Source organism: Plantactinospora sp. KBS50 (assembly GCF_002285795.1).
In the GTDB taxonomy this organism is placed as follows: Bacteria; Actinomycetota; Actinomycetes; order Mycobacteriales; family Micromonosporaceae; genus KBS50.
Map to the genome: position 1 here is coordinate 4,237,731 of NZ_CP022961.1, position 16,266 is coordinate 4,253,996.

Genomic DNA, 16,266 nt, shown 5'->3' on the forward strand with positions numbered 1-16,266 from the left:
GCAGCCGTTACCCACAACGGCGCAGCCCCGGCCGGTACGGCCGGGGCTGCGCCTTCGCGCGTGGGATCAGCCGCCGGTGGGCGCACCGAACCAGGTGGCCAGCGCGGCGGCGAGCCCGTCCGGGTCGGTGCCGTCGGTGGCCCAGGCGATCCGGCCGTCCGGCCGGGCCAGCAGCGCCACCGCCGGAATGTCGGCGGACGGCTCCGCGGTGACCAGGTCGACCCGGTCGGCCCAGCCGTCGACGTCGAGCCGCACGGCCGGGTCGAACCGCAGGGCCAGACCGCGGCCGGGCGGCAGTGGTACGCCGGGAACCCGGAGGCCGGCGAGCGGGTGGTCACAGCCGCTGGCGGGGTGCCGCACGTTGAGGCCGCCGGCCGTGCGCACCAGGTATTCGTTCACCGCGTCGAACTGGATCAGCTCGTTCATCACCGTCCGCAGCGGCGCCACCCGGTCGGCCGGATAGAGCAGGGCCAGTTGGGCGGCGGTGGTCAGGCAGGTCCGTTCCCCGGCCGGGTGCCGCTCGTCGTGGTAGCTGTCGAGCAGTCCGCCCGGCGCCCAGCCGGCCAGCTCGGCGGCCAGCTTCCAGCCGAGGTTGACCGCGTCCTCCAGGTTGGTGCTCAACGCCTGGCCGCCGAGCGGGAAGTGCAGGTGGGCGGCCTCGCCGGCGACGAAGACCCGCCCGGCGCGGTACCGGTCGGCCTGCCGGGTCTGGCAGTTCCACCGGCCCAGCCAGCGCGGCGTGCCGACGTCGATGTCCTGCCCGATCAGCCGGTGCACGGCGGCACGCAGCTCAGCGACGTCGGGCGCCGCGGCCGGGTCCGCCGGCCGCCGGCCGAACTCGCCGGTGGCCACCCGCAGCAGTCCGACGCCGCTGGGCGCGACGGAGAACAGCCCGCTGTTGAACTCGTTGGCGCCCAACTGCTGGTACAGCGGGTGGCCGTTGGGCACCTCGACGTCCCCGGCGATCCCGTCGAACGCCGCCTCGGTGCCCTCGAAGGTGATCCCGGCGGCGCTGCGCACGACGCTCTCGGCGCCGTCGCAACCGACCAGGTAGGCCGCGGTGACCTCGCCGTCGGAGGTGTCCACGGTCACGCCCTCGGCGTCCTGCCGCACGCCGCGTACCGTCACCCCGCGCCGGATCTGCGCGCCGAGCTTCTCGGCGTGCGCGAGCAGGTGTTCCTCCAGCTTGGCCTGCGGCAGCAGGTAGGTGTACGTCTGCCGGCCGGGCAGCCGGCCGGGATCCAGCCACAACTGGGCGAAGTGCGCACGCGGCCAGGGCAGCCCGTCGGCGCCGATCCGCTCCATCAGGCCACGCTCGGCGAGCAGGTCCACCACCCCGGCGTTGATGGCCATGCCCATCGCGGCCAGCCGGGGCTCCGGGTCGCGCTCCAGCACCACCACCGGCACGCCGGCCTGCGCGAGCTCGGCGGCCAGCAGCAGGCCGGTCGGACCGGCGCCGGCGATGACGACGGCTGCGTCCATGGTTTTCTCCTCCGGGGACTCGGGATCGCGGTGGGGTCGTGGCGGGCCGGCGCAAGCCCGCCGGACGCACGACGGCGCCCTGCCGCGGACCGCTGCGGCAGTTCCCCGCGCGCCGCCGTCGGGCGGTCAGCCGCAGATGGTCAGCGTCACGTCGAACAGGGACAGCGTCGGGTTGGTGTAGCCGAGCAGGCTGAACTTCCACAGGCCGGTCTTGCCGAGCATGTCGCCGGAGCTGCCGACCAGCGGGATGGTCTGCGGGTTGCCGGCGACGGCGTCCGCGATCGAGATCGGTACGGTGCCGAAGAACGTGCCGCCGCTGGGCATCTGCACGGTGACCGCGAGCCATTCCCAGAGCGTGCCGTCCTGGGGGTTGGTGTAGACCAGCGCGGTGCCCTCGCCGGTGACGACGAGGTCGCCGGCGGTGTTGAAGACCTCGTCGTGGAAGACGACGGTGTCGCCGTCGGTGGTACCCGGCTCCCGACCGTCGTGCTTGGTCAGGTAGGACTGGTCGGTCAGGTCGGTGGTCACCGAGCACCGGTTGGTGTGCCCGGTCGGGAACGCCGACGCCGCGGAGCCGCCCAGGACGGCGGTGGCGGTGCCGGCGAGAACGACCGCGGACAGCAGGGCGGCGAGCCGCTTCGGCCTTGGCTTGCGCATGAGTGTCAGTCTCCTTCGCACGGTTGGCCGGCCCTGCGGGAGACGGAGCCGGCTCGGAGGCGGCACGACACCCCGCCGTGCCCGTCTCGATCGTGCGGTGAGGCGCTTAAGCCGCGCTAACCTGGCCGCGTTTGGCACGCTGACGCCCCCGGGTCGTCTCCCGGCCGAGCCGGATGAGCAGGCCGCCGCGGCTGTTCACCCGCAGCTTGCGGTAGACCCGGGTCAGGTGCTGCTCCACGGTGCTGACGGTGACGAACAGTCGCGCGGCGATCGCCCGGTTGGTGTGCCCGTCGGCGGCCAGTGTGGCCACCCGGCGCTCGGCCTCGGTGAGCCCCTCCAGGGTGACGGCGGCGTCCGGACCCGGCTGGGCGTCGTCGGCCGCGGCCGGCGGCTCGACGGCCTCGGCCGGCGGGTGCCAGTGCGCTCGCGGCTCGGCATCCGGCCCCTGCTGGGTGCCCCGGGCCAGCTGCCACAGCAGTCGCGCCGCGTCCGGGCCGCCGGCGGCGTTCAGGCAGTCGGCGAGGTCGGTCACGGCGTACCCGGTGGTCAGCTCGTCGTCGCTGGAGCGCAGCAGGGCCACCGCCTGTTGCAGCAGCGGCAGGCGGTGCGCCGGTTCGCTCGCCGCGGCCAGTGTCCAGAGCGCCGCGCCACGCTCCCGGACGTTGTGCGCCGGCAACCGGTCCAGCTGCTCGCGGGCCAGCTCGCGGCACTGCGCCGGGCGGCCGAGGGCGAGCTGTACCCGGGCCAGTTCGGTGCGCCACGGCACCAGCTCGGGCTGGTCGATGTCCCAGGCGGTCATCAACCGGCCGCACGCCTGGAAGTCGATCAGGGCCGCCCGCACGCAGCCGGTACGCAGGTGGTACCGCCCCCGGGCGTGCAGGTACTTCAGGCCGAACGGGGTCTCGAACATGGCCGCGGGCACCGGGACGGCCAGGTGTGCCCTGGCCTCCTCGCGGCGGCCGGCCGCGGTGGCCGCCATGATCAGGTTGGACAGCAGGCCACCGACGGCGATGCCCCAGCCGGCGGCGGGAAGCAGTTCCAGGCCCTGCCCGGCGTGCTCGGTCGTGCCGGCCAGGTCACCGCGGCGCAGCGTGCCCTCGGCGGCCAGGGCCGACAGGAGTGCCCGTGCCGTCGGTGGTCGCCGCCCGGCGTCCGGATGCAGCAGCGGGTAGTCGGTCGGGCCGGGGTCGCCGAGCCGGTCGGTCAGGACGCTCGCGAGCATCGCGATCGAGATCGGTCCCAGCGCCTCGTGGTCCACCCGGGTGTTGCGGATCAGCTGCTCGGTGGCGGCCACCACGTCGGCGTGCGTGCTGCGGGCGGCCAGCGCGGTCAGTGCGGCGGCGGCGTGCAGCGGGCCGCCGGAGGCCGGCAGGAGGCCGCGCGCGGCCAGTTCCCGCCGCGGCGTGTCCAGCCGCCGGGCCTGGCCGGGGAACAGGTAGGTCAGCAGCAGCATCGGCGCGCTCAGGCCCGCGGCCGTCTCGTCGTCGAGCGGCCCGGCGGAGGTCAGCACCGTGACCACCTCGATGGCGTCGTCGATCAGGCCGTGCCAGAGCAGGTACGGGATCAGGGCGACCGCCTGCTGCCGGACCAGTTGTCCGCGGCGGACCGCGGCGAGCAGCTCCGGCAGGCGCCGGGCGGCGTCGGCCGGGTTGAACTGCCACTCGGCCCGGGTGAGCGCGAGGGTGGCCTCGCAGCGCCGCCGCTGGTCGGGCTCCGACGCGGCCGCGGCGTCGAGGAAGGAGACCGCCTCCTTCACCCGGCCCTCGGCCAGGGCCTCGCCGGCCGCGGCCTGCAGGGTCGGCGCGACCCAGGCGCCCTCGACGCCGTCCGCGCCGAGCAGGTGCCGCGCCACCACGACGGGCGGCTCGCCGGCCGCGTGCCCGAGGACGGCGAGCCGGCGGTGCAGTTCGACCCGTTCCTGGACCGGCACGCCGGCCAGGATGGCGGTGCGCACCCGGGGGTCGCGGAAGGTGTGCCGGGCCAGCAGTCCGACCCGGTGCAGGGCGAGCAGCCCCCAGTTGGCCATCTCCTCGCTGAGGTCCAGCAGCCGGGCCAGCACCGGCGCCGCGACCGTGCCGCCGGTGACGGCCAGCGCGCGGGCGATCGGCAGCGCGGGCGGTTGGCTGCGGAACAGGGCGGCCCGGACCGCCTCGATGAACGCCTCGCCGACGACGAGGCGCCCGACCGGCGCCGTCCCGTCGGCGCGCCGCAGCATGTCCTCGACCAGGGCCGCGGCCAGCCGCGGATTGCCGCCGGTGAAGGCGTGCAGGTGGCCGGCCAGACCGGGCTCGACCGCCGCCGGTAGCCGCTGCAACAGGTGGGTCACGCCGACGCGGGTCAGCGGAGGCAGCGCGATCGGCGTCGAGCCGTGCAGCAGCTCCACGTACTGCGCCGGGTGGGCCGGCGACAGCTGCGGGAGTTCGGTCAGCACCACCAGCAGGCGGGTGCCGCGGACCCGCCGGCTCAGATAGGACAGGAACTGCATGGAGAACGGATCGGCATAGTGGATGTCGTCGACGCAGAGCACCATCGGCCGCCGCTCGGCGCACCGCAGGAACGCCGCGCACAGGCCGTGCAGTGTCCGCGCCGGGGCCGGCGGGTACGCGCCGCCCGGCGCCAGTTCCTCCCATTCGCTCGACATCGCCCCGTGCAGCAGCTCGGCGACGTTGTTCTCGGCGCCCGGTTCCGGCCCGTCGCCGTGCAGCAGGCCGGCGGCGTCGGCGAGCTGTCCGACCACGCCCAGGGGCAGCGACTGTTCGGCGCGGGCCGCGATCGCGGTCGCCACGTCGGCGCCGGCCTCGCCGGCCCGCTGCCGCAGCCGGTCCAGCAGGACGCTCTTGCCGTTGCCGGACGCACCGCTGAGCACGACCGCCCGTCCGCTGCCGGCCACGGCGGCGGACAACAGCCCGTCCAGCGCGCGCAACTGATCCTCGCGCTCGATCAAGTCCCCGGCCGGCCGGTGCATCGATGCCTCCTCTGGCGCCATCCGTGGGCCCGGCGCGGGTGTGGCGCAGGATGCGGCGGCACCCGGAACACCCGCCTGGCCGAGCACGGAACAACATGCAAGATTATCAATGCTCGATCGAGCCGGAGCCGTGTCGTGGGCCAGCGACCGTGGCGCGTTCGCCGATCACCGGCCCGGCGACCGGGTCGCCCGATGCCCGGCGCCGGGGGGCGACGCCGGGCATCGGGCGACGCTCAGCCCATCGCGGCCGGTCGCGGCGCCGACTCGTCCGCCGCGTCGCTGCGCAGCGTGCGCGGCAGCAGCAGCGCCGGCACGATGGCGGCCACCGTGAAGGCCACCGCCCACCAGAAGGTGTCGCCGTACGCGCCGGCGACCTGGTCGAGCGTCGGGTGTCCGGCGGCGCCGGTGTACGCGTCGGTGACCCGCCGCTGCAGGATCACGGCGATGACGGCCACCCCGAAGGAGCCGCCGAGCTGCTGGAAGATGCGCAGGGCGCTGCTGGCCCGGGTGAAGGCCTGGTTCGCCAGCCCGCTGTAGGCCGCCGCCATGCAGGGCACCAGGATCGCGCCAAGGCCGGCACCGCGCACGACCAGGGCGCCGCCCAGGATGAGCTGGTTGACGTCGCCCCTGGCCAGGCAGAACGGGATCGTGCCGGCGGCGGCGAGCACCAGCCCGGTCACCGCGATCCAGCGCGGACCGACCTTGTCGGTGAGCGGTCCGGCGAGCAGCAGCGCGACGGCCAGGCCGAGACCCTGCGGCGCCAGCAGCAGGCCGGCCCGCATCGCGCTGTCCCCGTGGACCTGCTGGTAGAGAAGCGAGGTCAGGAAGATCGCGCCGAACATGGCCATACCAAAGACGAACAGCACGCCCGAGGAGGCGCTGAAGTTGCGCGAGCGCAGCAGCCGCAGGTCGATGATCGGCTCCGTCGAGGTCCACAGCGAGTGCCAGGCGAAGGCGGCCAGCAGCACGACGCCGGCGACCAGCGGGATCAGGACCTCCCGAGCGGTGAAGCTGCCGTGCTGGCCGGCCTCGGACAGGCCGTAGACGACCGCCGCGCAGCCGGGCGAGAGCAGCAGCAGCCCGAGCTTGTCCAGTCCCTTGCGCTCGGCCGTCTCGGGGTCGCCGGCGGGCATGATCCGCCAGGACAGGGCCAGCGCCACGAGGCAGATCGGCACGTTGATGTAGAAGATCCAGCGCCAGGAGAGCTGGTCGACAAGCACACCGCCGAGGACCGGGCCGAGGACCGGGCCGAGCATGGCCGGTACGCCGATGGCGCTCATCATCCGGCCGAGCCGCTGCGGCCCGGCGGCGACCGCGAGGATCGCCTGGGCCAGCGGGAGGATCATCCCGCCGCCGAGGCCCTGCAGGACCCGGAAGGCGATGAGGCTCTCGGCCGACCAGGCGATGCCGCAGAGCACCGAGCCGCCGAGGAACGCGCAGAGCGAGAAGGTCCAGGTGGCGCGCGCGCCGAACCGGTCCACCGCCCAGCCGGTGAGCGGGATGACGATGGCCATCGCCAACAGGTAGCCCGTGCTCACCCACTGGATCGTGCTGACCGTGACGTCGAAGCTCTGGCGCAGCGTGTCGATCGCGACGTTCACCATGGTGGCGTCGAGCTGCACCATGATCGCGCCGAGCATGATCACGCCGGCGAGCTTGAGCAGCTCGGGGGTGATCCGACTGGAGTCGCCGGATTCGGTTGCCGTGCCGTCGGGCACGGAGGCGTCGGAGGGTGCCGGAACAGTCATCTGCGAATTCCGATCGATAGCTGGGCCACGTGGGCCGTACATTGTCTCGTGTTAGTGATACAACGTATCACAAGTCGATAGGCTGTATGGTGGGTCGCATGTCACCGAAGCCGTCCACCGCTGGGCTTGGCGAGCAGCCCGCCGATCGCCCCAAAGCTCGCCGCGCCGAGTCCGCGCCGGTCAGCGGCTCGGTCTGGACCCGCCCGCCCCGGCCGACGCGGCGACGGCTGTCCCTGGAGACGATCGTGCGTACCGCCATCGACCTGGCCGACGCGCACGGGCTCGACGCCATCACGATCCGCCGGGTCGCCGCCGAGCTGAACGCCCGGCCGATGAGCCTCTATTCGTTCATGGACCGCAAGGACGACCTCATCGAGCTGATGGTCGACGAGATCCTGGGCGAGATGGTCCTCGACGAGCTTCCGCAGGACTGGTTGGCCGCGCTGCACGCCATCGCCGCGCAGACCCGCGCGGTCGGCCACCGCCACCCGTGGCTGGTCGCCGCCATCATGCAGCGCCCCGCGCTGGGGCCGAACGCGGTGCGCCACGCCGACCAGTCGATGACGGCCATCGCGGGACTCGGCCTGGAGCGCGAGCAGGCGCGCACCCTGCTGATCGCCGTCGACGCGTTCACCATGGGCTTCGGCGGTCTCGAACTGGCCGGGCGCAGCATGCGGCAACGCGACGGCCTCTCCGAGTCGGAGTGGGCCGACTCGACCGGGGCGTACCTGGACGGCCTGTCCCGCGCCGGTCGCACGCCCCACCTGGCGCAACTGGCCGAGGCGCCCGCCGACGACGCCTTCGCCGCCAGCCTGAACTGGCTGCTGTCCGGCTTCGCCGCCAGCCTCGGCACCCCGGCCGACCGTGCACACCCCTGACCTCGGCCCCCACGTCCCCCCGATGCTCCCAGGGGACGCAACCGACGTCCCGGACTGTTCCACCACGAGGAGGCATGGTTGACCGGCTCCGTGATCGAAGTGCGGCACCTGACGAAGCGCTACCGGCACACCACCGCGATCTCGGATCTCAGCTTCCGGGTCGGTCCCGGTCTGGTCACCGGATTCCTCGGTCCGAACGGCGCCGGCAAGACCACCACCATGCGGCTGATCCTCGGGCTGGGCCGACCCACCTCGGGCACCGCGACGGTCGCCGGGCGCGCCTACACCGACCTGCCGCGCCCCCTGACCACACTGGGCACGCTGCTGGACGCCCAGGCCGTCAACCCGCACCGGGACGGCTTCCACCACCTGCTCGCGCTGGCCCAGAGCAACGGGATCGGTGCCCGCCGGGTCCGCGAGACGATCGACCTGGTGGGACTCTCCGATGTGGTCCACCGGCCGGCCGGCGTCTACTCCCTCGGCATGAAACAGCGCCTCGGCATCGCCGGCGCGCTGCTCGGCGACCCCGCCGGGGTGATGCTGGACGAGCCGCTCAACGGGCTCGACCCGGAGGGCATCGTGTGGCTGCGCGGCCTGCTGCGCCGGCTGGCCGACGAGGGCCGGGTGGTGCTGCTCTCCAGCCACCTGATGAGCGAGATGGCGCTGATCGCCGATCACCTCGTGGTGGTCGGCAAGGGACGTCTGATCGCCGACACCCCCACCGCCGAACTGCTGCGCGACCGTGCCCCCGGCTCGATGCTCGTCCGGGCCGAGGGCGCGGACGCGTTCGCCGAGCTGTTGCGCGGCGCGGGCGCCTCGGTCGACGTCGAGGCGGACGGCGCGCTGCGGGTACACGGCCTCGACGGCCAGGGGGTCGGCCGGCTGGCCGCCCGGCACCGGGTCGTGGTGACCGAGCTGACCCCGGTCCAGCCGTCGCTGGAGAACGCGTTCATCGGCCTCACCCGGGACAGCGTGGAGTACGCCGCAACGCCATCCGCCGAACTCCCCTCCGAAGTCCCGTCCGCCGAAGTCCCGTCCGCCGAGCTCAGGAACGGAGCCCGATGAGCCTGACCGGAGTCCTCGCCAGCGAATGGACCAAGGTGCGCAGCCTGCGGTCGATGTCGTACGGCACGCTGCTGGCGCTGGGCATGGCCGCCGGCTTCGGAATGCTCACCAGCTATGCGGCCGGCCGCGACTACACCCAGTCGCCGCCGCAGGACCGGGCGGGTTTCGATCCGGCCGCCTCCAGCCTGCGCGTCTACCTGTCGATCCAGTTGGTCCTCGGCATTCTGGGCGTGCTCACGGTCACCAGCGAGTACGCCAGCGGCACCATCCGGGCCAGCCTCGCCGCGGTGCCGCACCGGAATCGACTGCTCGCCGCGAAGGTGGCCGTCTTCACCGCCGGCGCGCTGGTGCTGGGCCAGGTCATCGCGTTCCTGGCGTTCTTCGCCGGGCAGCCGGTGATCGCCGCGCAGGGCGCCCCGGCCACCACGCTCGGCGCCCCACGGGTGTTGATCGCGGTGATCGGGGCGGGGCTGGTGATGACGGCCGTGGGCGTGCTCGGCATCGGGCTCGGCGTACTGACCCGCAGCACCGCGGCCGGGCTGATCACCGTCGCGGTGCTGACCGTCCTGGTGCCCTCGTTCGTCCCGGCGCTGCCCGAGCCGCTGTCCTCCACGCTCGGCCGGTACTGGCCGACCACGGCCGCGGGCCAACTGGCGAAGGTGGTTCCCGACGCCGGCGCGCTCAACGGCTGGACCGGTCTGGGTCTGCTCGCGGCGCTGGTGGCCGCCACCCTGGCCGCCGCCTTCGTCGTCTTCGGCCGGCGCGACACCTGACGCACCACCCGCCGGGCGGGCGAAACGTGACGCACCACCCGCGGGGACGCCGCCTGACGCACCACCCGACGCACCGCCTGACGCGCCGCCCGCCCGCGTGGCAGGCGGCGCCGGGGCGTCAGACCCGCTTGCCCTCAAGGTTGAACCCGCCGATCAGGCCGGCGGTGACCTTCCCGGTCATGGTGTCGCCCTCCACGGTCACGTTGAACGTCAGCGTGACCTTGACCAGGGACATCTCGATCTTCCAGGAGGCGGTGTCGCCGTCGACGTGGCCGTCGAAGATCTCGGACTGCTGGTTCATCGTCTTGTTGGTCAGGGGGCCGGTGACGGTGTCGCCGTCGACGTGCAGGACGACCTCGCCCTCCTGCTTGCCCATGGGACTGTCGATGATCAGCTGCCAGGTTCCCGCGACGCTCATCGGACCTCCATCATCAGGGTAAGGACACGCCCACCGTAGGGACGTCCGGACCCGGCCAGACACCCCTAGTCCGCCCCTACGTCACCCGTCCCCTACGCCGCGCCACGGGGGGTGTGCCGCACACCGCCGGCCGCACACCGCGGCCCGGTGCGCACCGCCGGCCGCACACCGCCGGCCGCGCGCACCGGGCCGCGCGCACCGGGCCGCGGCCCGGTGCCGCTCATCGGCGCCCGGCGGACGCCGCTGTGCCAGGCGTGGCCAGGTTAGCGCGGCTTAAGCGCCCCACCGCACGATCGACAGCGGCACGGCGGGCGTCGTGCCGCCTCCGAGCCGGCTCCGTTCCCCGCAGGGCCGGCCAACCGTGCGAAGGAGACTGACACTCATGCGCAAGCCAAGGCCGAAGCGGCTCGCCGCTCTGCTGTCCATGATCGTTATCGGCGGCGCCACCACCGCCGTCCTGGGCGGCTCCGCGGCGTCCGCGTTCCCGGCCGGGCACCACCACCGGCGCTGCTCGGTGACCACCGACCTGACCGACCGGTCCCAGTTGACCAAGCACGACGGTCGGGAGCCGGGCACCTCCGACGGCGACAGTGTCGTCTTCCACGACGACGTCTACAACACCGCCGGGGAGATCGCCTTCACCGGCGAGGGCACCGTGCTGGTCTACACCAGCCCGCAGGACGGCCAGCTCTGGGAGTGGCTCACCATCACCCTGCAGATGCCCAGCGGCGGCACGCTCTTCGGCCACTCGACGTTCGCCATCGCGGACGCGATCGCCGGCAACCCGCAGACCATTCCGGTGGTCGGCACCACCGGGGACATGCTCGGCAAGAAGGGCACCATGAAGTGGAGCCTGGTCGGCTATGACGGCCCGAACCTGTCCATCTTCGACGTGACGGCGACCATCTGCGGCTGACCGCCGGGAGCGCGGCGCGCGGGGCGCCCTGCTGCGAACCGCTGTGGCGGTGCCCCGCGCGCCGCGTCGCGCTCGGACCGCCGCGCATCCGGATTGCCTTGGGTGCGCTTTAGGCGGCTGCAAGCCCCGGGCAAGCGCCGTCCCCGAGGCTGGCCACGTCGGTGGGCCGGCACGCCCGGCCGCCGCGGGACGTGACGAGGACGACCCGATGACCGGCCGGAACACGATCGACCCCGGTACGGCGGGTGTCGCGTCACCGCCGATACCGCACCCGACTGAGGTCTACATACGATAAGGACGGGGAAGGCACCCATGGAAAGAGCTGCCGCCACCAACCGCGCCGGTTCGGACTGCCCGAACTACGTGATGCTGATCCTCAACTCGCTGGCCAGCCGGCCGGACGACGTCGTCGTGAAGTGGCGGGATCAGAGCATCACCGCCGGCGAATTCCTCCGCGCGACGGTTGCCACGACCCGCCGGATGCAGGAACTGGGTGTCGACCGTACGCACACCGTCGCCGCCCTCTCGGCGTCGAACAGCCCGACCGTCATCTACACCCGCTACGCCGCCCACCTCCTCGGTGCACGTCTGGTGCACATCCTGTCGGTCAACGCCAATTCCGCGGCCGAGTCGCTGGCCGAGAGCCAGCAGGTCGACATCCTGGACGAGGTCGGCGCCACGCTGCTCGCCGTGGACCTGGAGAGCCTGGACGTCGCCCGCAGGCTGAAGGACCAGGTCAAGGGGCCACTCAAGCTCGCCACCCATGGCCGCGCCGACGTACCGGTCGACGCCGACCTGTCGGCCACGCCGGCGGACGACGGGGCGCTGCCCGAGCCCCGGCCCATCATCGAGGGCGACACCGCCACGATCATCTACACCAGCGGCACCACCGGCAGGCCGAAGGGCATCTGCCGCAGCTACGGCTCGTGGCATCGGGAGACCGTCGGCGCGATGGCGCAGGTGAAGGGCATGAACCTGGGGGCGTCGGCGTACCTGGTCACCATCCCGCTCAGCAACGCCGGCATCTCCGTGGACTCGGTGCTGGCGCACGAGGGGTGGTGCTGCTGCACGAGCAGTTCGACGCCGGCCGGGTGCTGGAAACCGTCGAGCGGGAGCGCGTGGGCGGCACGTTCTGGGCGACCCAGCACCTGTACCAGATCCTCGACCACCCGCTCCTGGACACCGTCGACACCTCAAGCCTGCGGCTCGTCATGTACGGCGGCACGCCGATCTCGGCGGCGCGCATCAAGAAGGCCGTCGAGCGGTTCGGCCCGGTCTTCGTCCAGTACTACGGGACCACCGAGGCCCGCCGGATCTCCGCGCTGACCCCCGCCGACCATCGCGACCCGAGCCGGCTCGGAAGCGCCGGGCGCCCGGTCCCGAACGTCCAGGTCGCCATCCGCGATCCCGAGACGGGCGCCGACGTGGCGGTGAACGTCCCCGGCGAGGTGTGTGTGCGCAGCCCCGGCATGATGACCGAGTACTTCCTCGACCCGGTGCGCACGGAGAAGGCGCTGCGCGACGGCTGGTTCCACACCGGCGACATCGGATACTTCGACGAGGACGGCTACCTGCACCTCGTCGACCGCCTGTACCACGTCGTGAAGACCAACGGGGTCAAGATCTACCCGGCGGAGATCGAGCGCGTGCTGCTGTCGCACCCGGGCGTCGCCCGCGCCGCCGTCATCAAGATCCGCGACGCCGACCTGCGTGACTCCGCCGGCGCGTACGTCGAGCCGCGTGCCACCCACGGTGACCTGACGGCCGAGGAACTGGCCGCGTTCGTGGCCGAGAAGATGTCGCCGCTGCACGTTCCGGCGGTCATCGAAATGGTGGAACATCTCGCGACCACGCAGTTCGGCAAGGCGGATGCGCAGGCCCTGCGCCAGCTGCGCGGCGAGTGATTCGGCGCTAACCCACCGAGGTCGAGTAAGGGAGTCCGATATCCATGGCACATCTCCTTGAGCTCATTTCCGCCGAGATGAGCGCGCTTTCGCGCGGCCGCCGCGAGTTTCTTGAGATATCGCGGAAGGCGGGCAGATTTCCCCGGGCCACCGCCCCTGTTCCACCGGCCGACAACGCCGAGGTGAGCGTGTGGTGCAGCAACGACTACCTCGGCATGGGGCAGGCGCCGGCCGTGCTCGAGGCGGTGAAGAACGCCGTGGACGAGAACGGGGCGGGCTCCGGCGGCTCCCGCAACATCAGCGGCACCAACCGGTACCACACGCAGTTGGAGACCGAGCTCGCGGCGCTGCACCACAAGGATGCGGCCCTGCTGTTCAGCACGGGTTACACGACCAACTCGGGTGCGCTGGCGGTCCTCGCCGGCCGCATTCCCGGTACCGTCGTCTTCTCGGACGAGAAGAACCACGCGTCGATCATCGACGGCATCCGGCAGAGCCGCGCCGAGAAGCGGATCTTCCGGCACAACGACCTCAACCACCTGGCCGAACTCCTGGCCGGGGTGGACCCGGACCGGCCGAAGATGATCGTCGCGGAGTCCATCTACTCGATGGACGGTGACGTCGCCCCGCTGGCCGACCTCGCCGACCTCGCCCACCGGTACCGCGCGCTGACCTACCTCGACGAGGTGCACGCGGTCGGCATGTACGGTCCACGCGGCGCGGGCATCGCCGCCCAGGAGGGCATCGAGGACCGGTTCGACGTCATCATGGGCACCCTCGCCAAGGGGTTCGGCACGATCGGCGGCTACATCGCGGGGTCGGGACCGCTCATCGAGGCGGTCCGCATGTTCTCGCCGTACTTCATCTTCACCACCTCGCTTCCGCCGGCCATGGCGGCCGGCGCCCTCGCGGCGGTGCGGCACCTGACCACCTCGGAGACGGAGCGGGAGATCCTGCACCGCAACGCCGCGACCACCCACCGGCTCCTGGATGACCGGCGCATCCCCTACGTGTCGGCGATGTCGCACATCGTCTCCGTCTTCGTCGGCGACGAGGCGAAGTGCCGCACGGCCTCCAGCATCCTGCTGCACCGGCACGGCATCTACGTGCAGCCGATCGACGCGCCGAGCGTCCGGCCCGGCGAGGCCGTGCTGCGGGCCACGCCCTCGGCCACGCACAACGAGGCGGAGATCGTCCGCTTCGCCAACGCCCTGGACGACATCTGGAACGAGCTGAACCTGCCGCGCGCCAACGTGGACCGCCTGGTGGCCGAGGTGACCGAATGACAGCCGCCGGGAGGTCCGGCACACGGAACCGGCGGGCTTCCGCCACCGGGGGAAGGCCGCGGCGATGAGCCCGGTGATGTCGGTGGCCGCGATCCTCGCCGAGTCCGCCGCCCGTACCCCCGGACGCACCGCGCTGGTCACCGACGAGGAGGAGATCTCCTACGCCGACCTGTGGCGGCGCGCCCTGCAGGCGGCCGCGACGCTGCGGGCGCGCGGGGTCGGCCCGGGCGACGCGGTCACGGTCATGCTGGAGAACACCCCCGACCTGCCGGTGGCCTGCTTCGCGGTGTGGGCCGCCGGGGCGACCGTGGTGCCCGTCGGCCCGACGGCCCGGCCGGCGGAGGTCGAGTTCGCGCTGACCGACTCGGGTTCGGTGCTGTTCGTCTGCGCCGAAGCGCTGGTCGGCGAGGCGGGCACGGCCGCGAAGACCGCGGGGGTGCCGGTGCTGACCGAACCGGAGCTGGCCGCCGCGACCCCGCCACTTCCCGGGTACGAGCCGCGCCGGCCGGACGACATCGCCATCGTCCTCTACACGTCGGGGACCACCGGCCGGCCCAAGGGCGCGATGCTCACCCATCTCAACGTGACCATGAACATCATGGTCACCAGGGTGTCCCCGTTCGCCGTGACGGCCGACGACGTCCTGCTCGGCGCCCTGCCGTTGCACCACTCGTTCGGCCTCATCTGCGGGTTGGGCACCTGCCTGCTGGCGGGCGCCTCGGTCGTGCTGATGAAGCGGTTCGACGCGGCGCGGGCGCTGGAGCTGATCGAGAAGCGCGGCTGCACGCTGTTCATGGGCGTGCCGACGATGTTCACCACGATGCTTGCCGCCATCGGGCCGCAGGAGGCCGGCCGGTACCGGCTGGACCGGGTGTTCAGCGGCGGCGCCCCGCTGCACGTCGCCACGCTCGAGGCGATCCGGGCCGCCTTCGGCTGCGAGGTGTACGAGGGTTACGGGCTCACCGAGGCGTCTCCGTGCGTCGCGTACAACCAGCGGTACTGGCCGACGAAGCCGGGCACCGTCGGGCGGCCGATCTGGGGCGTCGACGTACGGGTGGCCGACCCCGACCGCACCGATGCCATCGAGTTCGTGCCGGACGGCGAACTGGGCGAGATCGTGGTGCGCGGGCACAACATCATGGCCGGCTACCTCGGTCTGCCGGAGGCGACCGCGGAGGCCGTCGTGGACGGCTGGCTGCGCACCGGCGACCTCGGACGGTTCGACGAGGACGGCTACCTCGCGATCGTCGACCGGAAGAAGGACGTCATCCTCCGCGGCGGCCACAACGTGTATCCGCGCGAGATCGAGGAGGTCCTCAGCCGGCACTGCGCGGTCCGGCAGGTCGCGGTGGTCGGGCTGCCCGACGACCGGCTCGGCGAGGAGGTGTGCGCCGCGGTCGTCGTCCGGGACGGCTTCTCGGCCGGCCCGGAGCTGGCGGCCGAACTGGTCGCGCTGGCCCGGGACCGGTTCGCCTCGTACAAGTGTCCCCGGCGGATCGAGTTCCTTGCGGCCTTCCCGCTCGGCGGGGGCGGCAAGGTGCTCAAGCGCGAGCTGGCGGTGCTGCTGGCCTGATCGGCACGGTCGGGACGGTCAGAGCCGGTCCCCGGCAAAGCCGGACACACGCCAGGTAGCTGATCTCATTGGTTCTCGTCTCGGGCGGCCGGCTGGCGTTCGGCCCGCTCCGCCCTCGCCACATGGAGACCCTGGCCGCCCTGGCCGCCCTGGCCGCCCTGGCCGCCCTGGCCACCCTGGCCGCCCTGGCCGACTCGCCGGACGGCCTGCCCGACCGGGACGAGGAGGCCCCGGTAGGGTCCGCGTCGTGGCCCTCGCACGTTCCCTCGGCTTGTTCGTGCTCGCCGCGCTGGCCGAGATCGGCGGCGCCTGGCTGATCTGGCAGGGCTGGCGGGAGCACCGTGGACTGATGTGGATCGCCGCCGGAATCGTTGCTCTCGGCGCGTACGGGTTCGCGGCGTCGTTGCAGCCGGACCCGAACTTCGGTCGGATCCTGGCCGCGTACGGCGGGATCTTCGTCGCCGGATCCCTCGCCTGGGGCGTTGTCGTGGACAGGTTCCGGCCCGACCGCTGGGACATCACCGGCGCCGCGATCTGCCTGTTCGGCGTGGCCGTGATCATGTACGCCCCGCGCGACTGACATCGCCACCGGACACTGACA

Annotated in this window: 14 protein-coding genes and 1 pseudogene; 10 read left to right on the plus strand and 5 right to left on the minus strand. The window is 72.8% G+C overall.

The features are described from left to right. Positions 1–66: 66 nt before the first annotated feature. From CIK06_RS18220 to CIK06_RS18235, 4 genes are all read right to left on the minus strand, one after another. A complete protein-coding gene (locus tag CIK06_RS18220) occupies positions 67–1,482 on the minus strand; it encodes an FAD-dependent monooxygenase (RefSeq protein WP_095565844.1) in 1,416 nt (471 codons plus the stop codon). A 126-nt stretch (positions 1,483–1,608) separates the two neighbouring features. Next, a complete protein-coding gene (locus CIK06_RS18225) occupies positions 1,609–2,139 on the minus strand; it encodes a hypothetical protein (RefSeq protein ID WP_095565845.1) in 531 nt (176 codons plus the stop codon). A gap of 106 nt (positions 2,140–2,245) precedes the next feature. Further along, the gene (locus CIK06_RS18230; RefSeq protein ID WP_198347929.1) at positions 2,246–5,104 is read right to left on the minus strand and encodes an AAA family ATPase; all 2,859 of its coding nucleotides are present in this window, start codon (positions 5,102–5,104) and stop codon (positions 2,246–2,248) included. Positions 5,105–5,337: 233 nt separating this feature from the next. Next, positions 5,338–6,852, minus strand: a complete 1,515-nt coding sequence (locus tag CIK06_RS18235; RefSeq protein ID WP_157756837.1) for an MDR family MFS transporter — start codon at positions 6,850–6,852, stop codon at positions 5,338–5,340. Positions 6,853–6,950: 98 nt separating this feature from the next. Between CIK06_RS18235 and CIK06_RS18240 the strand changes: the two genes are divergently transcribed. The 3 genes from CIK06_RS18240 (at position 6,951) to CIK06_RS18250 (ending at position 9,568) form a co-directional block, all read left to right on the plus strand. Further along, positions 6,951–7,730, plus strand: a complete 780-nt coding sequence (locus CIK06_RS18240) for a TetR/AcrR family transcriptional regulator C-terminal domain-containing protein (RefSeq protein WP_157756838.1) — start codon at positions 6,951–6,953, stop codon at positions 7,728–7,730. 90 nt (positions 7,731–7,820) lie between these two features. Further along, positions 7,821–8,795 (plus strand): ATP-binding cassette domain-containing protein, encoded by a 975-nt coding sequence (locus tag CIK06_RS18245; protein WP_095567943.1) that lies wholly within the window; start codon positions 7,821–7,823, stop codon positions 8,793–8,795. Continuing rightward, a complete protein-coding gene (locus CIK06_RS18250; RefSeq protein ID WP_095565849.1) occupies positions 8,792–9,568 on the plus strand; it encodes an ABC transporter permease subunit in 777 nt (258 codons plus the stop codon). Before CIK06_RS18245 ends, CIK06_RS18250 begins: the two co-directional genes overlap by 4 nt. Positions 9,569–9,686: 118 nt before the next feature. On the opposite strand, the gene CIK06_RS18255 is transcribed toward CIK06_RS18250, so the two are convergent. Next, a complete protein-coding gene (locus CIK06_RS18255; protein WP_095565850.1) occupies positions 9,687–9,986 on the minus strand; it encodes a hypothetical protein in 300 nt (99 codons plus the stop codon). A 382-nt stretch (positions 9,987–10,368) separates the two neighbouring features. Between CIK06_RS18255 and CIK06_RS18260 the strand changes: the two genes are divergently transcribed. The 7 genes and pseudogenes from CIK06_RS18260 to CIK06_RS18290 all read left to right on the plus strand — a co-directional run bounded on the left by CIK06_RS18260 (position 10,369) and on the right by CIK06_RS18290 (position 16,245). Further along, entirely contained in the window at positions 10,369–10,902 is a 534-nt protein-coding gene (locus CIK06_RS18260; RefSeq protein ID WP_157756839.1) for a hypothetical protein, read from the plus strand. Between the two features lie 366 nt (positions 10,903–11,268). Beyond that, positions 11,269–11,856: pseudogene (locus CIK06_RS31940) on the plus strand (AMP-binding protein); the annotation flags it as partial. A gap of 104 nt (positions 11,857–11,960) precedes the next feature. Then, the gene (locus tag CIK06_RS31945) at positions 11,961–12,806 is read left to right on the plus strand and encodes a class I adenylate-forming enzyme family protein (RefSeq protein ID WP_198347930.1); all 846 of its coding nucleotides are present in this window, start codon (positions 11,961–11,963) and stop codon (positions 12,804–12,806) included. 44 nt (positions 12,807–12,850) lie between these two features. Further along, entirely contained in the window at positions 12,851–14,092 is a 1,242-nt protein-coding gene (hemA, locus tag CIK06_RS18280; RefSeq protein ID WP_095565854.1) for a 5-aminolevulinate synthase, read from the plus strand. A gap of 64 nt (positions 14,093–14,156) precedes the next feature. Further along, positions 14,157–15,665, plus strand: a complete 1,509-nt coding sequence (locus tag CIK06_RS18285; RefSeq protein ID WP_095565855.1) for a long-chain fatty acid--CoA ligase — start codon at positions 14,157–14,159, stop codon at positions 15,663–15,665. Positions 15,666–15,787: 122 nt separating this feature from the next. Beyond that, positions 15,788–15,982, plus strand: coding sequence for a hypothetical protein (locus CIK06_RS29545; RefSeq protein WP_157756840.1), 195 nt, complete (start codon positions 15,788–15,790; stop codon positions 15,980–15,982). Beyond that, on the plus strand, positions 15,913–16,245 hold the full coding sequence (locus CIK06_RS18290) for a YnfA family protein (RefSeq protein WP_095565856.1): 333 nt from the start codon (positions 15,913–15,915) through the stop codon (positions 16,243–16,245). The genes CIK06_RS29545 and CIK06_RS18290 overlap by 70 nt, the downstream gene beginning before the upstream one ends. The last annotated feature ends 21 nt before the right edge of the window (positions 16,246–16,266 follow it).